Annotated in this window: 12 protein-coding genes and 2 tRNA genes; 4 read left to right on the plus strand and 10 right to left on the minus strand. The window is 61.4% G+C overall.

Annotated features, from left to right (window positions below):
* Positions 1 to 57: 57 nt before the first annotated feature.
* The 4 genes from M2394_RS12230 to M2394_RS12245 all read left to right on the plus strand — a co-directional run bounded on the left by M2394_RS12230 (position 58) and on the right by M2394_RS12245 (position 3,142).
* Positions 58 to 144 (plus strand) — tRNA-Leu (locus M2394_RS12230).
* A gap of 175 nt (positions 145 to 319) precedes the next feature.
* Positions 320 to 406, plus strand: a tRNA-Leu gene (locus M2394_RS12235).
* 145 nt (positions 407 to 551) lie between these two features.
* Complete coding sequence (locus M2394_RS12240) at positions 552 to 1,577, plus strand: iron ABC transporter substrate-binding protein (protein WP_259172655.1); 1,026 nt, start codon at positions 552 to 554, stop codon at positions 1,575 to 1,577.
* Positions 1,577 to 3,142 (plus strand): iron ABC transporter permease, encoded by a 1,566-nt coding sequence (locus tag M2394_RS12245; RefSeq protein WP_259172656.1) that lies wholly within the window; start codon positions 1,577 to 1,579, stop codon positions 3,140 to 3,142. The genes M2394_RS12240 and M2394_RS12245 overlap by 1 nt, the downstream gene beginning before the upstream one ends.
* A 93-nt stretch (positions 3,143 to 3,235) precedes the next feature.
* Here the strand turns inward: M2394_RS12245 and M2394_RS12250 are convergent, their stop codons facing one another.
* The 10 genes from M2394_RS12250 to M2394_RS12295 all read right to left on the minus strand — a co-directional run bounded on the left by M2394_RS12250 (position 3,236) and on the right by M2394_RS12295 (position 16,262).
* Positions 3,236 to 5,170, minus strand: a complete 1,935-nt coding sequence (locus M2394_RS12250; protein ID WP_178918680.1) for a methyl-accepting chemotaxis protein — start codon at positions 5,168 to 5,170, stop codon at positions 3,236 to 3,238.
* Between the two features lie 139 nt (positions 5,171 to 5,309).
* Positions 5,310 to 6,599: an adenylosuccinate synthase gene (locus M2394_RS12255; RefSeq protein ID WP_176997131.1), complete on the minus strand. Its 1,290-nt coding sequence runs from the start codon at positions 6,597 to 6,599 to the stop codon at positions 5,310 to 5,312.
* A gap of 54 nt (positions 6,600 to 6,653) precedes the next feature.
* Positions 6,654 to 7,841 (minus strand): ATP phosphoribosyltransferase regulatory subunit, encoded by a 1,188-nt coding sequence (locus M2394_RS12260; RefSeq protein ID WP_176997132.1) that lies wholly within the window; start codon positions 7,839 to 7,841, stop codon positions 6,654 to 6,656.
* Positions 7,842 to 8,146: 305 nt separating this feature from the next.
* Entirely contained in the window at positions 8,147 to 9,013 is an 867-nt protein-coding gene (gene hflC / locus M2394_RS12265; RefSeq protein ID WP_016976907.1) for a protease modulator HflC, read from the minus strand.
* The gene (hflK, locus tag M2394_RS12270; RefSeq protein ID WP_176997133.1) at positions 9,013 to 10,188 is read right to left on the minus strand and encodes an FtsH protease activity modulator HflK; all 1,176 of its coding nucleotides are present in this window, start codon (positions 10,186 to 10,188) and stop codon (positions 9,013 to 9,015) included. The genes hflC and hflK overlap by 1 nt, the downstream gene beginning before the upstream one ends.
* Before the next feature lie 96 nt (positions 10,189 to 10,284).
* Positions 10,285 to 11,586 (minus strand): ribosome rescue GTPase HflX, encoded by a 1,302-nt coding sequence (hflX, locus tag M2394_RS12275; protein ID WP_259172661.1) that lies wholly within the window; start codon positions 11,584 to 11,586, stop codon positions 10,285 to 10,287.
* Positions 11,587 to 11,598: 12 nt separating this feature from the next.
* Complete coding sequence (hfq, locus tag M2394_RS12280; RefSeq protein WP_176997135.1) at positions 11,599 to 11,859, minus strand: RNA chaperone Hfq; 261 nt, start codon at positions 11,857 to 11,859, stop codon at positions 11,599 to 11,601.
* Positions 11,860 to 11,953: 94 nt separating this feature from the next.
* The gene (gene miaA, locus M2394_RS12285) at positions 11,954 to 12,925 is read right to left on the minus strand and encodes a tRNA (adenosine(37)-N6)-dimethylallyltransferase MiaA (RefSeq protein ID WP_178918677.1); all 972 of its coding nucleotides are present in this window, start codon (positions 12,923 to 12,925) and stop codon (positions 11,954 to 11,956) included.
* Positions 12,925 to 14,841, minus strand: a complete 1,917-nt coding sequence (gene mutL, locus M2394_RS12290; RefSeq protein ID WP_405046563.1) for a DNA mismatch repair endonuclease MutL — start codon at positions 14,839 to 14,841, stop codon at positions 12,925 to 12,927. Before mutL ends, miaA begins: the two co-directional genes overlap by 1 nt.
* Positions 14,841 to 16,262 carry an N-acetylmuramoyl-L-alanine amidase gene (locus M2394_RS12295; protein ID WP_259172663.1) on the minus strand — a complete coding sequence of 474 codons (1,422 nt, stop codon included), beginning with the start codon at positions 16,260 to 16,262 and terminating at the stop codon, positions 14,841 to 14,843. The genes mutL and M2394_RS12295 overlap by 1 nt, the downstream gene beginning before the upstream one ends.
* Between the last annotated feature and the right edge of the window lie 6 nt (positions 16,263 to 16,268).

Consider the following 16,268-nt stretch of genomic DNA (forward strand, 5'->3'; position numbering starts at 1 on the left):
GCTCAAAATCCGCTCCGTATAGTGCGCGCCATCGACGACGGCAACGTTGTTGATGCTGCCCAGGTGGTGAAATTGGTAGACACGCCAGCTTCAGGTGCTGGTGATCGCAAGGTCGTGGAAGTTCGAGTCTTCTCCTGGGCACCAATTTCAAACTCAAGGTTATGCCTTGAGTCTCCAGAAACCCGCGAAAGCGGGTTTTTGCGTTTCAGGCCTTTGATTTTTAACGAGATTTTTGATTTATATTTTCGAATCAGGGGTTTACAGATCAAAAAGCCCTCCGTATAGTTCGCTCCATCAACAGCGCAAGCGCTGCTGACAAGCCCAGGTGGTGAAATTGGTAGACACGCCAGCTTCAGGTGCTGGTGACCTTACGGTCGTGGAAGTTCGAGTCTTCTCCTGGGCACCACATTCAGATCAAACCCGCGAAAGCGGGTTTTTTCGTTTCCGGGGTTTGAAAACTTATTCCCCCGATTCCCTCCTCGCCCGCACCTGAGAAACTTTATCGTTTATCCTTGCAACGATTTGTTGCACTCAAGTGAGGAAAACCCCGGATGATGATCCGCGATACCCGTCTCAAGACATCCCTTCTGCGTGGCCTGACCATCACTCTGCTCGGCCTGACCCTGCTCTCTCCCACCGCCTACTCCGCCGACAAAGTCTCCCTGACCTTGTACAACGGCCAGCATAAAGAAGTTGGCGACGAACTCGCCAAGGCCTTCGAAGCCAAGACCGGCATTCACGTCAACGTGCGCAAAGGCAGCAGCAACCAGCTGGCCAGCCAAGTCGTGGAAGAAGGCGACCGCTCGCCTGCCGACGTGATCTACACCGAGGAATCGCCGCCCCTGAACAAACTCGGCGAACAAGGCCTGCTGGCCAAGATCGACGCCAGTACCCTCGACGTACTGCCCAAGGATTACGTAGGTGCCAATGGCGACTGGATGGGCGTGACCGCACGCACCCGCGTCGTGGCCTTCAACCCGAAACTGATCGCCGAGAAAGACCTGCCCAAGTCCGTAATGGATTTCGCCGGCCCCGAGTGGCAAGGCAAGGTCGGCTTCGTGCCCACCAGCGGCGCCTTCCAAGAGCAGGCCGTGGCGATCATCAAGTTGCACGGTCGTGAAGCGGCCGAAGAATGGCTGACCGGCCTGCGCGCATTCGGCAAGGTGTACAGCAACAACATGGTCGCCCTCAAAGCCGTGGAAAACGGCGAAGTGGCCACCGTGCTGGTGAACAACTACTACTGGTTCGCCCTGAAGAAAGAAAAAACCAACCTGGACTCCCAACTGCACTACTTCACCAACGGCGATGTCGGCGGCCTGATCACCGTGTCGTCCGCCGCCGCGCTCAAATCCAGCAAGCACCCCAAGGAAGCCCAGCAATTGCTGGCGTTCATGGCCAGTGAAGAAGGCCAGCGCGTAATTACCAACACCTCGGCCGAATACCCGCTGCGCAAGGGCATGGAATCCAACCGCGGCCTCAAGCCATTCAATGAACTGCAACCACCGAAAGTCACCCCGGCGGACCTTGGCAATGCTGAAGAAGCCCTGGACCTGGAACGTGACGTTGGCTTGAACTGATGACCCCATCGTTGACCGCCCCCACCCTGCGTGGGGGCTTGAGCCCCAGGCGCAAACGCCCGTCGATCTGGCTGCTGCTGCCAGTACTGTTGCTGGTGGGCCTCAGCCTGCTGCCGCTGGTGTATGTCGGGCTCAAAGCGTGGCAAGCCGGCTGGGCGCAGGCCCTGCACCTGTTGTGGCGGCCTTATGTCTTCGGGCTGCTGCGCAACACCCTGGCGCTGATGGTCGGGGTCACAGTGACTTGCGGTGTGATCGGCCTGTCGCTGGCCTGGCTGCTGGAACGCAGCAACCTGCCGGGGCGGCGCATCTGGGGTGTGATTCTGTGCCTGCCGTTTGCGGTGCCGGCGTTTGTCAGCAGCTTTACTTGGGTGTCGCTCAGCGCGAACTTCGAAGGCCTGGGCGGCGCGATCCTGGTGATGAGCCTGTCCAAATACCCGCTGGTGTTTCTGCCGGTGGCGGCGACATTGCGCAATCTTGACCCTTCCCTGGAAGAATCGGCCCGCACCCTGGGACTGAATCGCTGGGGCGTGTTTTTGCGCGTTACGCTGCCACTGCTGTGGCCTTCGCTACTGGCCGGTGCACTGCTGATCGCGCTGCACATGCTGGTGGAATTCGGCGCCCTGTCGATCATCGGCCTGCAGACCTTCACCACGGCGATCTACCAGCAATTTGAACTGGAATTCAGCAATGCCAACGCCGCGATGCTGTCGGCGGTGCTGCTGGTGATGTGCCTGACCCTGCTGTGGCTGGAGTTGCGCGTGCGCGGCAAAGGCCGACACGTGCGCATCGGCCAGGGCGCGGCGCGGCACGCCGAACAAGTAAGGCTGGGCAAGTGGGCGCCGCTAGGGCAGCTCTATTGTCTGGTGCTGGCGATCATCGGCAGCGGCATACCGCTGGGGATGCTCGGTTATTGGTTGGCCGTGGGTTCGTCGGCCGCGTTTCCGGTTGCCGAGATCGGTGAGGCGCTGCTGTCATCACTGGCGCTGTCTCTGGGGGGCGCGGCGTTGTGCCTGGTGCTGGCGGTACCTGTCGGGCTGTTGGTGGTGCGCTATAAAGGCCCGTTGGCGATCTGGGCTGAACGCCTGCCTTACCTGCTGCACGCCCTGCCCGGCCTGGTGATTGCGCTGACGCTGGTGTATTTCGCCCTGCATTACGTGCCGGCGCTGTATCAGACCTCGGCACTGCTGTTGATCGCTTATGCGCTGCTGTTTTTGCCGCTGGCCCAGGCGCCGATCCGTACGGCGCTGAACAAGGCTGCTCCGCAGCTTGAAGAGGCTGCACGCACGCTGGGGGCTTCATCGTTCAGTGCGTTTTGCCGGGTGACCTTACCGATTATTTTCCCGGCGCTCGGCGCTGCATTTGCATTGGTATTCCTGGATGCGATGAAGGAATTGACCGCGACGTTGCTGCTTAGCCCGACAGGGTTGAATACATTGGCGACGGCGGTGTGGGCGCATACCTCGAATGTAGAGTTTGCGGCGGCGGCGCCTTATGCGGCGCTGTTGATTCTAGTGTCAGGGTTGCCGGTGTATTTGCTCACGACTCGGATGTATCTGAGCCGTTGAGATCGCTTTCGCGAGCAAGCCCGCTCCCACATTTTGAAATGCATTCCAAATGTGGGAGCGGGCTTGCTCGCGAAGGGGCCGGCACTGACGACGCTAAGCCCTGAACTGCCCCAGACTCGCCTTCAACTGCGCCGCCAACCCATCCAGCACCTTGCCACTGGCCGTGGTTTCCACCACCGCCTGCGCCGCCCGCTCGGCCTGGGCATGGATCACCTCGACCCGACCACGCACCGCATGGGCGCCCTGAGCCTGATGCTCGGCCGCACGCGTCGCCAAACCAATCGCCGCATGCACCTGCTCCACCGAAGCCTGCACCGTCTGTTGCAGGCGCACGCTTTCACGCAGCACCAGCAACCCTTCACTGGCCTGGCGCCCGGCCTTGCCGATGGTCTCCACCGCCTCGCGCGCACCTTGCTGCAACGCCACGATATGCGCCTGGATGTCGCCGGTGGAGCTTTGGGTCTTGCTCGCCAACGCACGCACCTCGTCTGCCACTACGGCAAAGCCGCGCCCGGTTTCACCAGCGCGCGCCGCTTCGATTGCCGCATTGAGGGCCAGAAGGTTGGTTTGCTCGGCAATGCCATGGATCACCGTCAACACCACTTCAATCTGCTCGCTTTGCTGCGCGAGCCGCTCGATCACTGTGGACCCAGCCTGCACCTGCCCTGCCAACGCTTCGATCAAACTGCCGACTTCCGCCGAAGTGCGTGAGTTCTCATCCGTGGCCTGGCGAATATCCACCACCTGTTGCAACGCCGCCTGCATGGCGTGGCTTTCAGCCTGGGCTTCATCGGCCATTTGCGACAGCGCACGCAAGCTCTCGGCCACTTCATCGCGCTGCAAGCCAGCCGCTGCATCAGCACCGGCATTGCGTAAGGTCAAGGCGCCGATTTCCACGCCGGTGCGCTGGGCCACATCCCCCGCTTCGCGCACGATCGGCTGCAACTTATCCACAAAGCGATTGACGGCCGACGCCATGTCGCCGATTTCGTCTTTGCTGCTAATCTGCACACGCTTGGTCAGGTCGCCCTCGCCCGCAGCCAAGTCATCCATGGCCGCAATGAGCAGCTTCAAACGGTTGACCACACGACGCCCCAGCACGATGGCGATCAACAGCAACACACCAAAACCGACCAACGCCAGGCCCATGCCGATGCGCCAGCGCAAGGTGCCAGCGGCGTCCTGTACGGCACTGGTGGTGTTGGCGGTCATCTGGGTGGCAGTGGCTTGCGCAGATTGCAGGCGCGCGCCCATGGCCGCAGCACTGTCGGCCGCTGCGCCCTTGAGGCTGTCACCCACTAACTGGTCGCCGCTGGCGATCAGCGCGGCGAAGCGCTTGTCCAGCGCAGCCAAATCGGCCTCCACCGCCGCAGTGGAAACACCCATGCGCACCTTCCCGATCTCCACGCCGTTGGGGCTGATGGACGCTTCGACGTAGAACACGGAAGGGTCATCTTTCGCCGCATCCAGCACTTTATCCAGGGCGCGGTCGCCCTTGCCCTTTTCCAGCAGCGCCTGGTTGATGGGGTTTTCACGATTGAGGTAGCGGGTCAAATGCTCGCCCGCCGCGTCGTCGTAGACCACGAACAGTACGTTGGGGTTGCGCTGGGCACGCCGAGCAAACTCCGACAGCGTCGGTACATCGCTGTCCCACATGGCCCGGGGCGCCACCGAAGCCAGCAGTTGCGCCATGTCATTGGCAGAGTCTTTCAGGTCTTTTTCCAGGGTCGCACGCAGTTGCTTCTGCTCTTCCTGCAGGCGAGTCGAAAGCCCCGCAGTCAGGCGCTGGCGGGTACTGGTCGATAGGCTGTCCAGACTGGACGTCACTTCCTTGCCAGCTTGCGCCAGCTCGCCAGACAGCTTCTGGCTGTCGATACCCAGGCGATTGCCCAGATCCGCTTCCAACGCAGTGACGGTGCTCCGCGTCAGGGCGACGGCCACCAGCACTTGCACCAAAAGAGCGATACCTAGGGTAACGAACACCGGCCGCAACAGCCGGCTTTGTAACAATGAGAGAACGGCAGACACAGGGAATCCCTCCATCACGGGTGCCATTAATTTGATAGCACCGCGAAAGAAAGAACCATAGCAAGGGTCGTGCCGTTTGCCAGCCAGAAACGACAAAGGGCTCCCGAAGGAGCCCTTTGCTTTCTACATCAACAGCTTATTAAGCGAACGGGTGACGCAGAACGATGGTCTCGTTACGGTCCGGGCCCGTCGAAATAATGTCGATTGGCGCGCCGATCAGCTCTTCCACACGCTTGATGTAAGCGCGAGCGTTGGCTGGCAGCTCTTCCAGGGTCTTGGCGCCCACGGTCGATTCGGTCCAGCCCGGCACTTCTTCGTACACAGGCTGCAGGCCTACGTAGCTGTCAGCGTCGGTCGGCGCCACATCTTTACCTTGTGCATCTTTGTAGCCGGTGCAGATGTTGATGGTTTCCAGGCCGTCGAGTACGTCCAGCTTGGTCAGGCAGATGCCCGAGATGCTGTTCACATCGATAGCGCGACGCAGGATAACGGCGTCGAACCAGCCGCAACGACGAGCACGGCCGGTGGTGGCGCCGAACTCGTGGCCTTGCTTGGCCAGGTGCGCACCGACTTCGTCGAACAGCTCAGTCGGGAACGGGCCGGAACCTACGCGCGTGGTGTAGGCCTTGGTGATGCCCAGGATGTAGTCCAGGAACATCGGACCAACGCCCGAACCGGTGGCAACGCCACCAGCGGTGGTGTTGGAGCTGGTCACGTACGGGTAGGTGCCGTGGTCGATGTCCAGCAGGGAGCCTTGGGCGCCTTCGAACATGATGTCCTTGCCGGCGCGACGCAGGTCGTGCAGCTCGGCGGTCACGTCCAGCATCAGCGGCTTGAGCAGCTCAGCGTATTCCTTGCACTCGGCCAGGGTCTTTTCGAACTCGATGGCCGGCTCTTTGTAGTAACCCACCAGCATGAAGTTGTGGTAATCCACCAGTTCACGCAGCTTGTCTTCAAAACGCGGCATATTGAGCAGGTCGCCCACACGCAGGCCACGACGGGCAACCTTGTCTTCGTAGGCCGGGCCGATGCCACGACCGGTGGTGCCGATCTTCAGCTCGCCACGGGCCTTTTCACGGGCCTGGTCCAGCGCAACGTGGAAGGACAGGATCAGCGGGCAGGACGGGCTGATACGCAGGCGCTCGCGCACCGGTACGCCTTTCTCTTCCAGCTTGGTGATCTCGCGCAGCAGGGCGTCAGGTGCAACCACCACGCCGTTGCCGATCAGGCACTGCACGCCTTCGCGCAGTACACCCGACGGAATCAGGTGCAAGACGGTTTTTTCGCCATCGATGACCAGGGTGTGGCCAGCGTTGTGGCCACCTTGGTAGCGCACTACGGCGGCAGCATGTTCGGTCAGCAGATCAACGATCTTGCCTTTGCCCTCATCACCCCATTGGGTGCCCAGGACTACGACATTCTTACCCATAACACTTGTCCTCATTCGCGCAAACTTGGTGCCGGCGATGGCCGGCAGGAAAACTCAAGAAGCCAGTGGCGATACTTGCCAAAGCCCGTTCTGCAGAATCAATTGCTGGTCGCAGTCCGCTTCGCGGGCGGCGGCCAATGGCTGCCCAGGCAAGGCCTGGACGACACGCTGACCCTCACTGCGCAACTGGCAAACCCGCTGCCAGAGTGCTGCGTCCGTACTGTCGGGCATCCAGATGCCACCAGACGGTAGCTCGACCTCAGCACGCCCCAGGGTCACCAGGGTTTTCAAATCGGTAGAAAAGCCAGTCGCGGGACGCGCGCGACCGAAGTCAGCGCCGATATCGTCATAACGACCGCCTTGGGCGATGGCTTGGCCAACACCCGGCACAAACACGGCGAATACCACACCGGTGTGGTAGTGGTAGCCGCGCAACTCACCCAGGTCAAAGTACAGCGGCAGGTCCGGGAACCGCGCCGACAACTGCTCGGCAATCGCCAGCACGTCGTCCAGCGCAGCCAATACCGGCGCCGGCGCATTGGCCAGGCGCTCGCGGGCAGCTACCAGCACCTCACGGCCACCGCACAGGTTCACCAGCGCACGCAGCATGTCAGCCAGGTCGGCAGGCACGCCAGCGGTCAGGGCGATCACTTCATCGATGGCCTTGCGCTGCAGGGCATCGAACAACTGTTGCTCCACTTCACCGGACAAACCGGCCGCACGGGCCAGGCCACGGTAGATACCGACATGGCCCAGGTCCATGTGCACATCCGGCACATCAGCCAGTTGCAGCATGGCCAGCATCAAGCTGATCACTTCGACGTCGCTGCTCGGGCTGGCGTCGCCGTACAACTCGGCGCCCAACTGGATCGGGCTGCGGGACGACGACAAGGCACGCGGCTGTGCATGCAGCACACTGCCGGCATAGCACAGGCGGCTCGGGCCTTCACGACGCAGGGTGTGCGCATCGATGCGCGCCACTTGCGGGGTGATGTCAGCACGGAAACCCATTTGCCGGCCCGACTGCGGGTCGATGACCTTGAAGGTGCGCAGATCCAAGTCCTGGCCCGCGCCGGTCAGCAGGGATTCCAGGTACTCGATATGGGGGGTCACGACAAACTCGTAACCCCAGCTCTGGAACAGATCCAACACCTGGCGACGCGCTACTTCGATGCGCGCAGCTTCCGGTGGCAGTACTTCTTCGATGCCATCTGGCAGCAGCCAGCGGTCTACCGTTGCCATTACGCCATTCCCCTATGATCCGGGCGGCCAGCCCTCGGCCGAGCCTTGAGTGAAGCAGAAAATGCCCGGCCCCTGCATAAACAACGCGCAAGAACGACGTGACGAAATGGCCTGCTAGCGGCCTCGTCGGGCACTTTCCTCGAAAAACCTGTGGCGTCTGCGCGGCCAAACAACAATCAAACATGCAGACGCAAAAAAGCCGGGAATTTCCCGGCTGCCGCATCATACACCCGTTTTCTGAAAGGATCACCCCGCCAGGCGTTTTAGCCGCCCGACGGAGTGGGTCCTACACAGTGACGAGCTGATTACTTGGCTTTTTCCAGGTAGCGGAAGAAATCGCTACTTGGGTCCAGCACCATGACGTCGGTTTTATTCGCAAAGCTTTCACGGTAAGCGCGCAGGCTACGGTAGAACGCGTAGAACTCCTGGTCCTGGCCGTAGGCCTTGGCGTAGATCGCCGCGGCTTGAGCATCACCATCACCGCGGGCCTCTTCGGACTCGCGATAGGCTTCTGCCAGCAGTACACGGCGCTGACGGTCGGCATCTGCACGGATACCTTCAGCCAGCTCGTTACCCTTGGCGCGGTGCTCACGAGCCTCACGTTCACGCTCGGTGCTCATACGCTCGAACACGCTGCGGTTCACTTCCTTGGGCAGGTCGATGGCCTTGACCCGAACATCGATCACTTCGATGCCCAGCTCTTTTTCCGCCATGGCGTTCAACGAGCGCGTGATGTCGGCCATCAGCGCGTCGCGTTCACCGGAGACCACCTCGTGCAGGGTGCGCTTACCAAACTGGTCACGCAGGCCCGATTCCAGACGACGCGACAGACGCTCGTCGGCAATCTGCTTGAGGCCGGAAGTCGCGGTGTAGAAGCGCTCGGCATCCTTGACGCGCCACTTGGCGTAGGCGTCAACCATCACGGCTTTCTTTTCCAGGGTCAGGAAACGCTGCGTCGGTGCATCCAGGGTCATCAGGCGGCCGTCGAACTTGCGCACCTGGTTCACGTAGGGGACCTTCACATGCAAGCCCGGCTGGACATCCGCCTGCACCACACGACCGAATTGCAGCAACACCGCGCGCTCGGTCTGAGACACGATGTAGAAGCAGTTCCAGGCAGCGATGACCACGACGACACCCACAATCAGGGCTGTCAGCGATTTATTGCTCATCAACGACTCTCCCTGGTACGTGTTTGCTGTTGCAGCAAGTCAGCGGCCGCACGGGCGCTCGCTTCATTGGCAGCGGCATTCGAACTGGTGGACGGCGCGCTGGTGCCGCTACGACCCCCTTCGATCATCTTGTCCAGCGGCAGGTACAGCAGGTTGTTCTGCCCACCTTTGCTGCCGGTCACGAGAACCTTGCTGGTGTTGCTGAAGACTTCCTGCATGGTGTCCAGGTACAGACGCTCACGGGTAACCTCAGGAGCCTTGCGGTACTCGGCGACCAGTTTGGTGAAGCGATCCGCCTCACCCTTGGCGCGGGAGACCACTTCGTCACGGTAACCATTGGCATCCTCGAGGATACGCTGGGCCTGGCCACGGGCTTCCGGCACGACGCCGTTGGCATAGGTTTCAGCCTGGTTTCGCGAGCGCTGCTCGTCTTCACGGGCGCGGATCACGTCATCAAAGGCTTCCTGCACTTCACGCGGTGCCGCTGCGCTCTGTACGTTCACCTGGGTCACGGTGATACCGGTGCGGTAGGTATCGAGGAACCGTTGCAGGCGCTCCTTGATTTCGCTGGCCATCAATTCACGACCTTCAGTCAGCACCTGGTCCATCGCGGTAGAACCGACGACATGGCGCAGGGCGCTTTCGGTAGCGTGTTGCAGGCTGATTTCCGGCTGATCAACGTTCAGCACGAAGTCCTGCAGGTTGCTGATCTTGTACTGCACGGTCAGCGGGACTTCGACGATGTTCTCGTCTTCGGTCAGCATCTGGCCCTGCTTGGTGTAGGCACGCTCACGCGTGACGTTCTCCATGTACTTCTTGTCGATCGGCGGGAAGTAGATGTTCAGGCCCGGCCCGACCGTCTCGTAGTATTTGCCGAAGCGCAGCACCACGGCTTGCTCCTGCTCGTCCACGACGTACACGGCGCTGTACAGCCATACGGCCGCCAGCACGACAAGGCCCAGGCCCAACAGGCCATAGCCACCGCCCTTGCCTGTGCGACCGCCGTCGTCACCACCACGTTTTTTTCCACCACCGAACAACCCATTCAGGCTTTCCTGCAGCTTTCGGAAGGCCTCGTCGAGATCTGGTGGCCCCTTGCGGTCGCCATTATTGCGGCGTTTACCACCCCAAGGATCCTGATTATTCGAGTTGCCACCCGGCTCATTCCAAGCCATAGCGCTCTCCATCTGATAAAGCAAAGACGCACCCACGGCGCGCCGACCAATGCTACAGAATGCCTGCTACTGCGGCACAACCGCTTTCGGAGGCTTTTATTGCAAAGTGTGTTGTTCGATGAACTCTGTCGGCACCACGCCTTCACGGCTGACCAGCCGATTCAGCTCCGAGCGCGGCAATCGAACGGCCAGCAAGCTGACACCTTCTTCGTCGTGTTCTTCTTTCTGTACCGCGCCCAACTCGAAAAACTGTGCACGCAGTCGAGCAAAACGCTGGGGCAAGCGCAAGGTGCCGACGAACAAATCACTGCCGAGCAACTCGGCGATGGCTTGCTCGAGCAATTCCAAACCACTGCCATCACGCGCCGACAGCCAGACCCGCTGGGGCTTGCCGTTTTCGTCACGCTGGATTTGTGGCTCAACGCCTTCAAGCAAATCGAGTTTGTTATAGACCTCGAGGATCGGCAAGTCCTGGGCCCCAATCTCACCCAGTACCAGCATCACCTGCTCGATCTGCAACATGCGATCCGGTTCGGCCGCATCGATCACGTGCAACAACAGGTCGGAATTGCTCGACTCTTCGAGCGTAGACCGAAATGCCTCGACCAGCTTGTGGGGCAAGTGACGAATGAAACCCACTGTGTCCGCCAGGACAATCGGCCCCAGGTCAGCCAGTTCCAGACGGCGCAAAGTAGGGTCGAGGGTGGCGAACAGTTGGTCGGCCGCATACACGTCGGACTTGGTCACGTTGTTGAACAGCGTGGATTTACCGGCGTTGGTATAGCCCACCAGGGAAACGGTCGGGATATCCGCACGGGAACGGCCGCGGCGCGATTGCTCGCGCTGGCTGCGCACTTTCTCCAGGCGGCCCTTGATCTGGCGCAGGCGCACCCGCAGCAGTCGACGGTCGGTTTCCAGCTGGGTTTCACCCGGACCGCGCATGCCGATGCCGCCACCTTGACGCTCAAGGTGAGTCCAGCCACGAACCAGCCGGGTGCTCATGTGGTCAAGCTGGGCCAGTTCTACCTGGAGCTTGCCTTCGTGAGTACGGGCGCGTTGGGCGAAGATATCGAGGATCAGGCCGGTACGGTCGATCACGCGACACTCGAAGACACGTTCGAGGTTACGTTCCTGACTGGGCGTGAGGGTGTGATTGAAGATCACCAGATCGGCTTCTTCGGCATGAACCAGGTCGCGCAGTTCCTCGACCTTGCCGCTGCCAATCAGGAATTTGGCGGTTGGCCGATGACGCGGCACGTTAAAAAACGCAACGGTCTCGGCGCCGGCCGAATTTGCCAACTCCTGAAACTCCTGCGGATCTTCGCGCGCCTCAGGGTCCTGTCCATCCAAGTGAACGAGGATGACTCGCTCACCACCACCGTGGCGCTCAAAGAACAAAGGAGACTCCTATCAGGCGTTACCTGGCTCAGCGTCAGCTGCATCGTCACCGGTTGCGCTAGGCAGACGGATTGGACGGACTGGAACGACTGTCGAGATAGCGTGCTTGTAGACCATCTGGCTGACGGTGTTCTTCAGCAGGATCACGAACTGGTCGAACGACTCGATCGTGCCTTGCAGCTTGATACCGTTGACCAGGTAGATGGAAACCCCCACTTTCTCTTTACGTAAAGTATTCAAGTAAGGGTCTTGTAGCGAATGCCCTTTTGACATGTGCCGCACTCCTTTAAGGATCAATAATAAAAAATCGGAAAATAGATAGCTTATGGCCGTCACACCCCCAAGGATAGACGGCAATTGCAAGGACTCAGCTCAATATGGAGACCGTTCCCAAGTATTTCAAGGCGCGTGACAGATTGTCGCTGTCCAGGCTGTCCAGCCAGTGCAAATCACTCCAGCTGCGCAACCAGGTGAACTGGCGTTTCGCCAATTGGCGCGTGGCAATGATGCCGCGTTCCTGCATTTCGGCTGACGTCAGCTTGCCATCCAGATGATCCCAGACTTGGCGGTAGCCTACAGCACGTATCGAAGGTAACCCTGGATGCAGGTCACCTCTGGAACGCAGAGCTACGACCTCGTCCACAAACCCCTGTTCCAACATAATTGTGAATCTTTGTGCAATTCGTTCATGCAGCACCTGGCGATTTGCCGGAGCGATGGCCAGATTCGCCACAGTATAGGGCAATTGTGACGCGCCAGATGCGCCTGCGTCAGCACTTTGCGCACTTTGTTTCAGCCGATGTTCAGTCATGGTCTGCCCGCTCACCCGCCAGACTTCCAGGGCGCGCGTCAGGCGCTGGGGGTCATTGGGGTGAATGCGGGCGGCGGACACCGGGTCTACCGCTGCCAACTGGTCGTGCAGGGCTTGCCAACCAAGGCGTGCAGCCTCTTCTTCAAGCTCGGCGCGCACCTGGGCGTCAGCGGGCGGCATATCGGCCAACCCTTCCTGCAAAGCCTTGTAGTAGAGCATCGTGCCGCCCACCAGCAGCGGAATATTGCCCCGCGCGGTGATGGCGGCCATGGCCTCAAGGGCGTCGGTGCGAAAATCCGCCGCCGAATAGCTCTCGGACGGGTCGATGATGTCGATCAACTGATGCGGGTATTGGGCCAACAGCGCCTTGGACGGCTTGGCGGTGCCGATGTCCATGTCCCGGTAAACCAGGGCAGAGTCGACACTGATCAGCTCGCAGGGCAGCACCTTGGTCAGCTCGATCGCCAGGTCGGTCTTGCCGGCGGCCGTGGGGCCCATCAGGAAGATAGCGGGGGGCAAGGCACTCATCAGCGACCGCGCAGGAACAGTTTGTCCAGATCGTCCAGGCCCATCTGGGTCCAGGTCGGTCGGCCATGGTTGCACTGCCCGCTGCGCTCGGTGTTTTCCATGTCGCGCAGCAAGCCGTTCATTTCCGGCAGCGCCAGGCGGCGATTGGCACGGATGGCGCCGTGGCAGGCCATGGTGCCGAGCAATTCGTTGATGTGGGCCTGGATGCGGTCACTGGTGCCGTACTCCATCAGGTCCGCCAGCACGTCGGCGACCAGGCGGTTGGCCTCGGCCTGCTTGAGCAACGCGGGAATCTGGCGGATCGCCAGGGTTTCCGGGCCCAGGCGTTGCAGCTCAAAGCCCAGGCTCTGGAACACGCTGGCGTGTTCTTCCGCGCAATCGGCCTCCCGCTGGCTCACGGCCAGGGATTCAGGCACCAACAGCGGCTGGCCGCTGAGGCCTTCGCTGGCCATGGCGATCTTCAGACGCTCGTACATGATCCGCTCGTGGGCGGCGTGCATGTCCACCAGCACCAGCCCGTGGGCGTTTTCCGCCAGGATGTAGATGCCCTTGAGCTGGGCCAGCGCGTAACCCAGCGGCGGAATATCCCCACCGCCCTCCGGCAAGGCAACAGGCGCGCCCGGCTCGGCACCTGGCAGCGGCGCGAAAAACTCGCGGTATGCCGCCTGGGCCTCGGCCACCGGCACCGTCGACTGCGGACGCGGGGTGTATTGGTACTGGTAACCCGCTCCCGAGCCAGAACCTGGCGCGGTGTACGAAGGTTGCGGCGCAGGCGATTGCAGCAAGTTGCCTGCCAGGCTCATTTCACCCTGGGGGCCGAACTCGCCGGCCTCCGGGCCGCTCGGCCGCACCACTGCCGTCACAATCGGCGCAGACAACTGGTCATCCGGACGCACATCACCCAAGGCGCGGTGCAAGGTGCCGTAGAGGAAGTCATGCACCATGCGTCCATCACGGAAGCGCACTTCGTGCTTGGTCGGGTGCACGTTGACGTCGACCACCGAAGGGTCGACCTCAAAAAAAAGCACAAACGTCGGGTGCCGCCCATTGAACAGCACGTCGCGATAGGCCTGGCGCACCGCGTGGGCCACCAGTTTGTCGCGCACCGCACGGCCGTTCACGAAGAAGTACTGCAAGTCCGCCTGGCTGCGAGAGAACGTCGGCAAACCGACCCATCCCCACAGGCGCAGACCGTTGCGCTCGATTTCAATCGGCAGCGCCTGCTCCAAGAAGCCTGAGCCACAAATGGCCGACACCCGGCGCGCACGCGCGGCATCGTCATGGGCTTCGTGCAGGCTGAGAATGGTCTTGCCGTTATGGCGCAGGTGAAATGCCACGTCAAAACGCGCCAAGGCCAGGCGCTTGATGACTTCCTGCAGGTGATCGAATTCGGTTTTCTCGGCCTTGAGGAATTTGCGGCGCGCCGGGGTGTTGAAGAACAGGTCACGCACTTCCACCGAGGTGCCCACCGGATGGGCGGCCGGCTGGACTCGCGGCGCCATGTCACGCCCCTCGGTTTCCACCTGCCAGGCCTGGTCGGCACTGCGCGTGCGCGAGGTCAGGGTCAGGCGGGCCACGGAGCTGATGGACGCCAGTGCCTCACCACGAAAACCCAGGCTCATCACCCGCTCAAGGTCTTCGAGGTCGCGAATCTTGCTGGTGGCGTGTCGGGCCAGGGCCAGCGGCAGGTCATCGGAAGAGATGCCGCTGCCGTCATCGCGCACGCGCAGCAGCTTGACGCCGCCCTGCTCCACATCCACATCAATACGCTTGGCGCCGGAGTCGATGCTGTTCTCCAGCAGCTCCTTGATCACCGATGCAGGGCGCTCGACCACCTCGCCTGCGGCAATCTGGTTGGCAAGGCGCGGGCTGAGCAGCTCAATGCGCGAGCCGTTGTTCAAGACTGATTCGCTCATTACTGCGCCGCCAATTCAGTGCCAGGGATGGTCAACACCTGGCCGACTTTCAACTCGTCGGTTTTCAGGTTGTTCGCACTGCGCAACGTCGCAGGTGAGACCTGGAAACGCACCGCCAACATGGCCAGGGTGTCACCGGGCTGCACCCGATGGTCACGCGGGCCCTGGGCGATTTTCCCGGAATCACGCAGCCAGGCGATGTACGTGCCCGGTGGCGGGTTCTGCTGGAAGAACTGGCGGATACCCGCGCTGATCGAGCGCGCCAACGCCTGCTGGTGGCTCGCGCTGGCCAGCTTGGACGCCTCGTTGGAGTTGGAGATAAACCCGGTCTCCACGAGGATCGACGGGATGTCCGGCGACTTCAACACCATGAACCCAGCCTGCTCCACGCGCTGTTTGTGCAGCGAGGTCACACGGCCGATGTTGCTCAAAACCTTCTGGCCGACGTTCAGGCTGGAGGTCAGCGAAGCGGTCATGGACAGGTCGAGCAGCACGCCAGCGAGCATCTTGTCCTTGTCGTCCAGGGACACGTTGCCGGCCCCGCCGATCAAGTCGGAACGGTTTTCGCTGTCGGCCAGCCAACGGGCGGTCTCGGACGTGGCGCCGCGATCCGACAAGGCAAACACCGAGGCACCGAAGGCGGCAGCCGAAGGCGCGGCGTCAGCGTGGATCGACACAAACAGGTCGGCGCCTTTCTTACGCGCAATCTCCGTACGGCCGCGCAGCGGGATGAAATAGTCACCGGTGCGGGTCAACTCGGCGCGGTAGCCTTTCATCGCGTTGACCTGGCGTTGCAGCTCACGGGCGATAGCCAGTACCACATCTTTTTCATGCTGGCCGCGCGAACCGGAAGCGCCCGGGTCTTCACCGCCGTGGCCGGCGTCGATCACCACGATAATGTCGCGTTTACCGGCTGGTGCCGGTGGCGGCGGAGGCAATTTCACCTGCGGCTGCGATGGGTTGACCGGCACGGCAGGTACCGTCGCTACGCTCGGAGGCGGAGCGGGTGGCGGGTTGGCATCGGCAGCGTTGTCGAACAGGTCGACCACCAGCCGGTTGCCATATTGCGCGTTCGGCGCCAGCACAAAACTCTTGGGGGTCACGACCTTTTTCAGGTCGATGACCACACGCAGGTCGGTCGGCGTGCGCTGGGCCGAACGCATGGCGGTAATCGGGGTGTTGGCGGTGGAGACTTTCAACGGCGCGGCCAGGGTCGCACCGTTGATGTCGATCACCAGGCGATCAGGCGCCGTCAGGGTAAAGACACTGTGCTGGACCGGGCCAGACAGGTCGAACACCAGTCGCGTGTTATCCGGCGCTCGCCACAGGCGAACACTTTTCACCTGTGAAGCAGCCAGAGCATTGACAGTCATTGCCGCAAGCAACACCCCTACGACAGCAACCAACGCGCGAAAGCGCATACCTAA

Origin of the sequence: Pseudomonas sp. BIGb0164 (genome assembly GCF_024810135.1) — a bacterium.
GTDB lineage: Bacteria > Pseudomonadota > Gammaproteobacteria > Pseudomonadales > Pseudomonadaceae > Aquipseudomonas.

What these genes read in the sequence shown, in the direction of transcription:
- M2394_RS12240 (WP_259172655.1), top strand. Translation starts at nt 552, where the DNA reads ATGATGATCCGCGATACCCGTCTCAAGACATCCCTTCTGCGTGGCCTG.
- M2394_RS12245 (WP_259172656.1), top strand. Translation starts at nt 1,577, where the DNA reads ATGACCCCATCGTTGACCGCCCCCACCCTGCGTGGGGGCTTGAGCCCC.
- M2394_RS12255 (WP_176997131.1), bottom strand. Translation starts at nt 6,599, where the DNA reads ATGGGTAAGAATGTCGTAGTCCTGGGCACCCAATGGGGTGATGAGGGC.
- M2394_RS12260 (WP_176997132.1), bottom strand. Translation starts at nt 7,841, where the DNA reads ATGGCAACGGTAGACCGCTGGCTGCTGCCAGATGGCATCGAAGAAGTA.
- hflC (WP_016976907.1), bottom strand. Translation starts at nt 9,013, where the DNA reads ATGAGCAATAAATCGCTGACAGCCCTGATTGTGGGTGTCGTCGTGGTC.
- hflK (WP_176997133.1), bottom strand. Translation starts at nt 10,188, where the DNA reads ATGGCTTGGAATGAGCCGGGTGGCAACTCGAATAATCAGGATCCTTGG.
- hfq (WP_176997135.1), bottom strand. Translation starts at nt 11,859, where the DNA reads ATGTCAAAAGGGCATTCGCTACAAGACCCTTACTTGAATACTTTACGT.
- miaA (WP_178918677.1), bottom strand. Translation starts at nt 12,925, where the DNA reads ATGAGTGCCTTGCCCCCCGCTATCTTCCTGATGGGCCCCACGGCCGCC.
- mutL (WP_405046563.1), bottom strand. Translation starts at nt 14,841, where the DNA reads ATGAGCGAATCAGTCTTGAACAACGGCTCGCGCATTGAGCTGCTCAGC.
- M2394_RS12295 (WP_259172663.1), bottom strand. Translation starts at nt 16,262, where the DNA reads ATGCGCTTTCGCGCGTTGGTTGCTGTCGTAGGGGTGTTGCTTGCGGCA.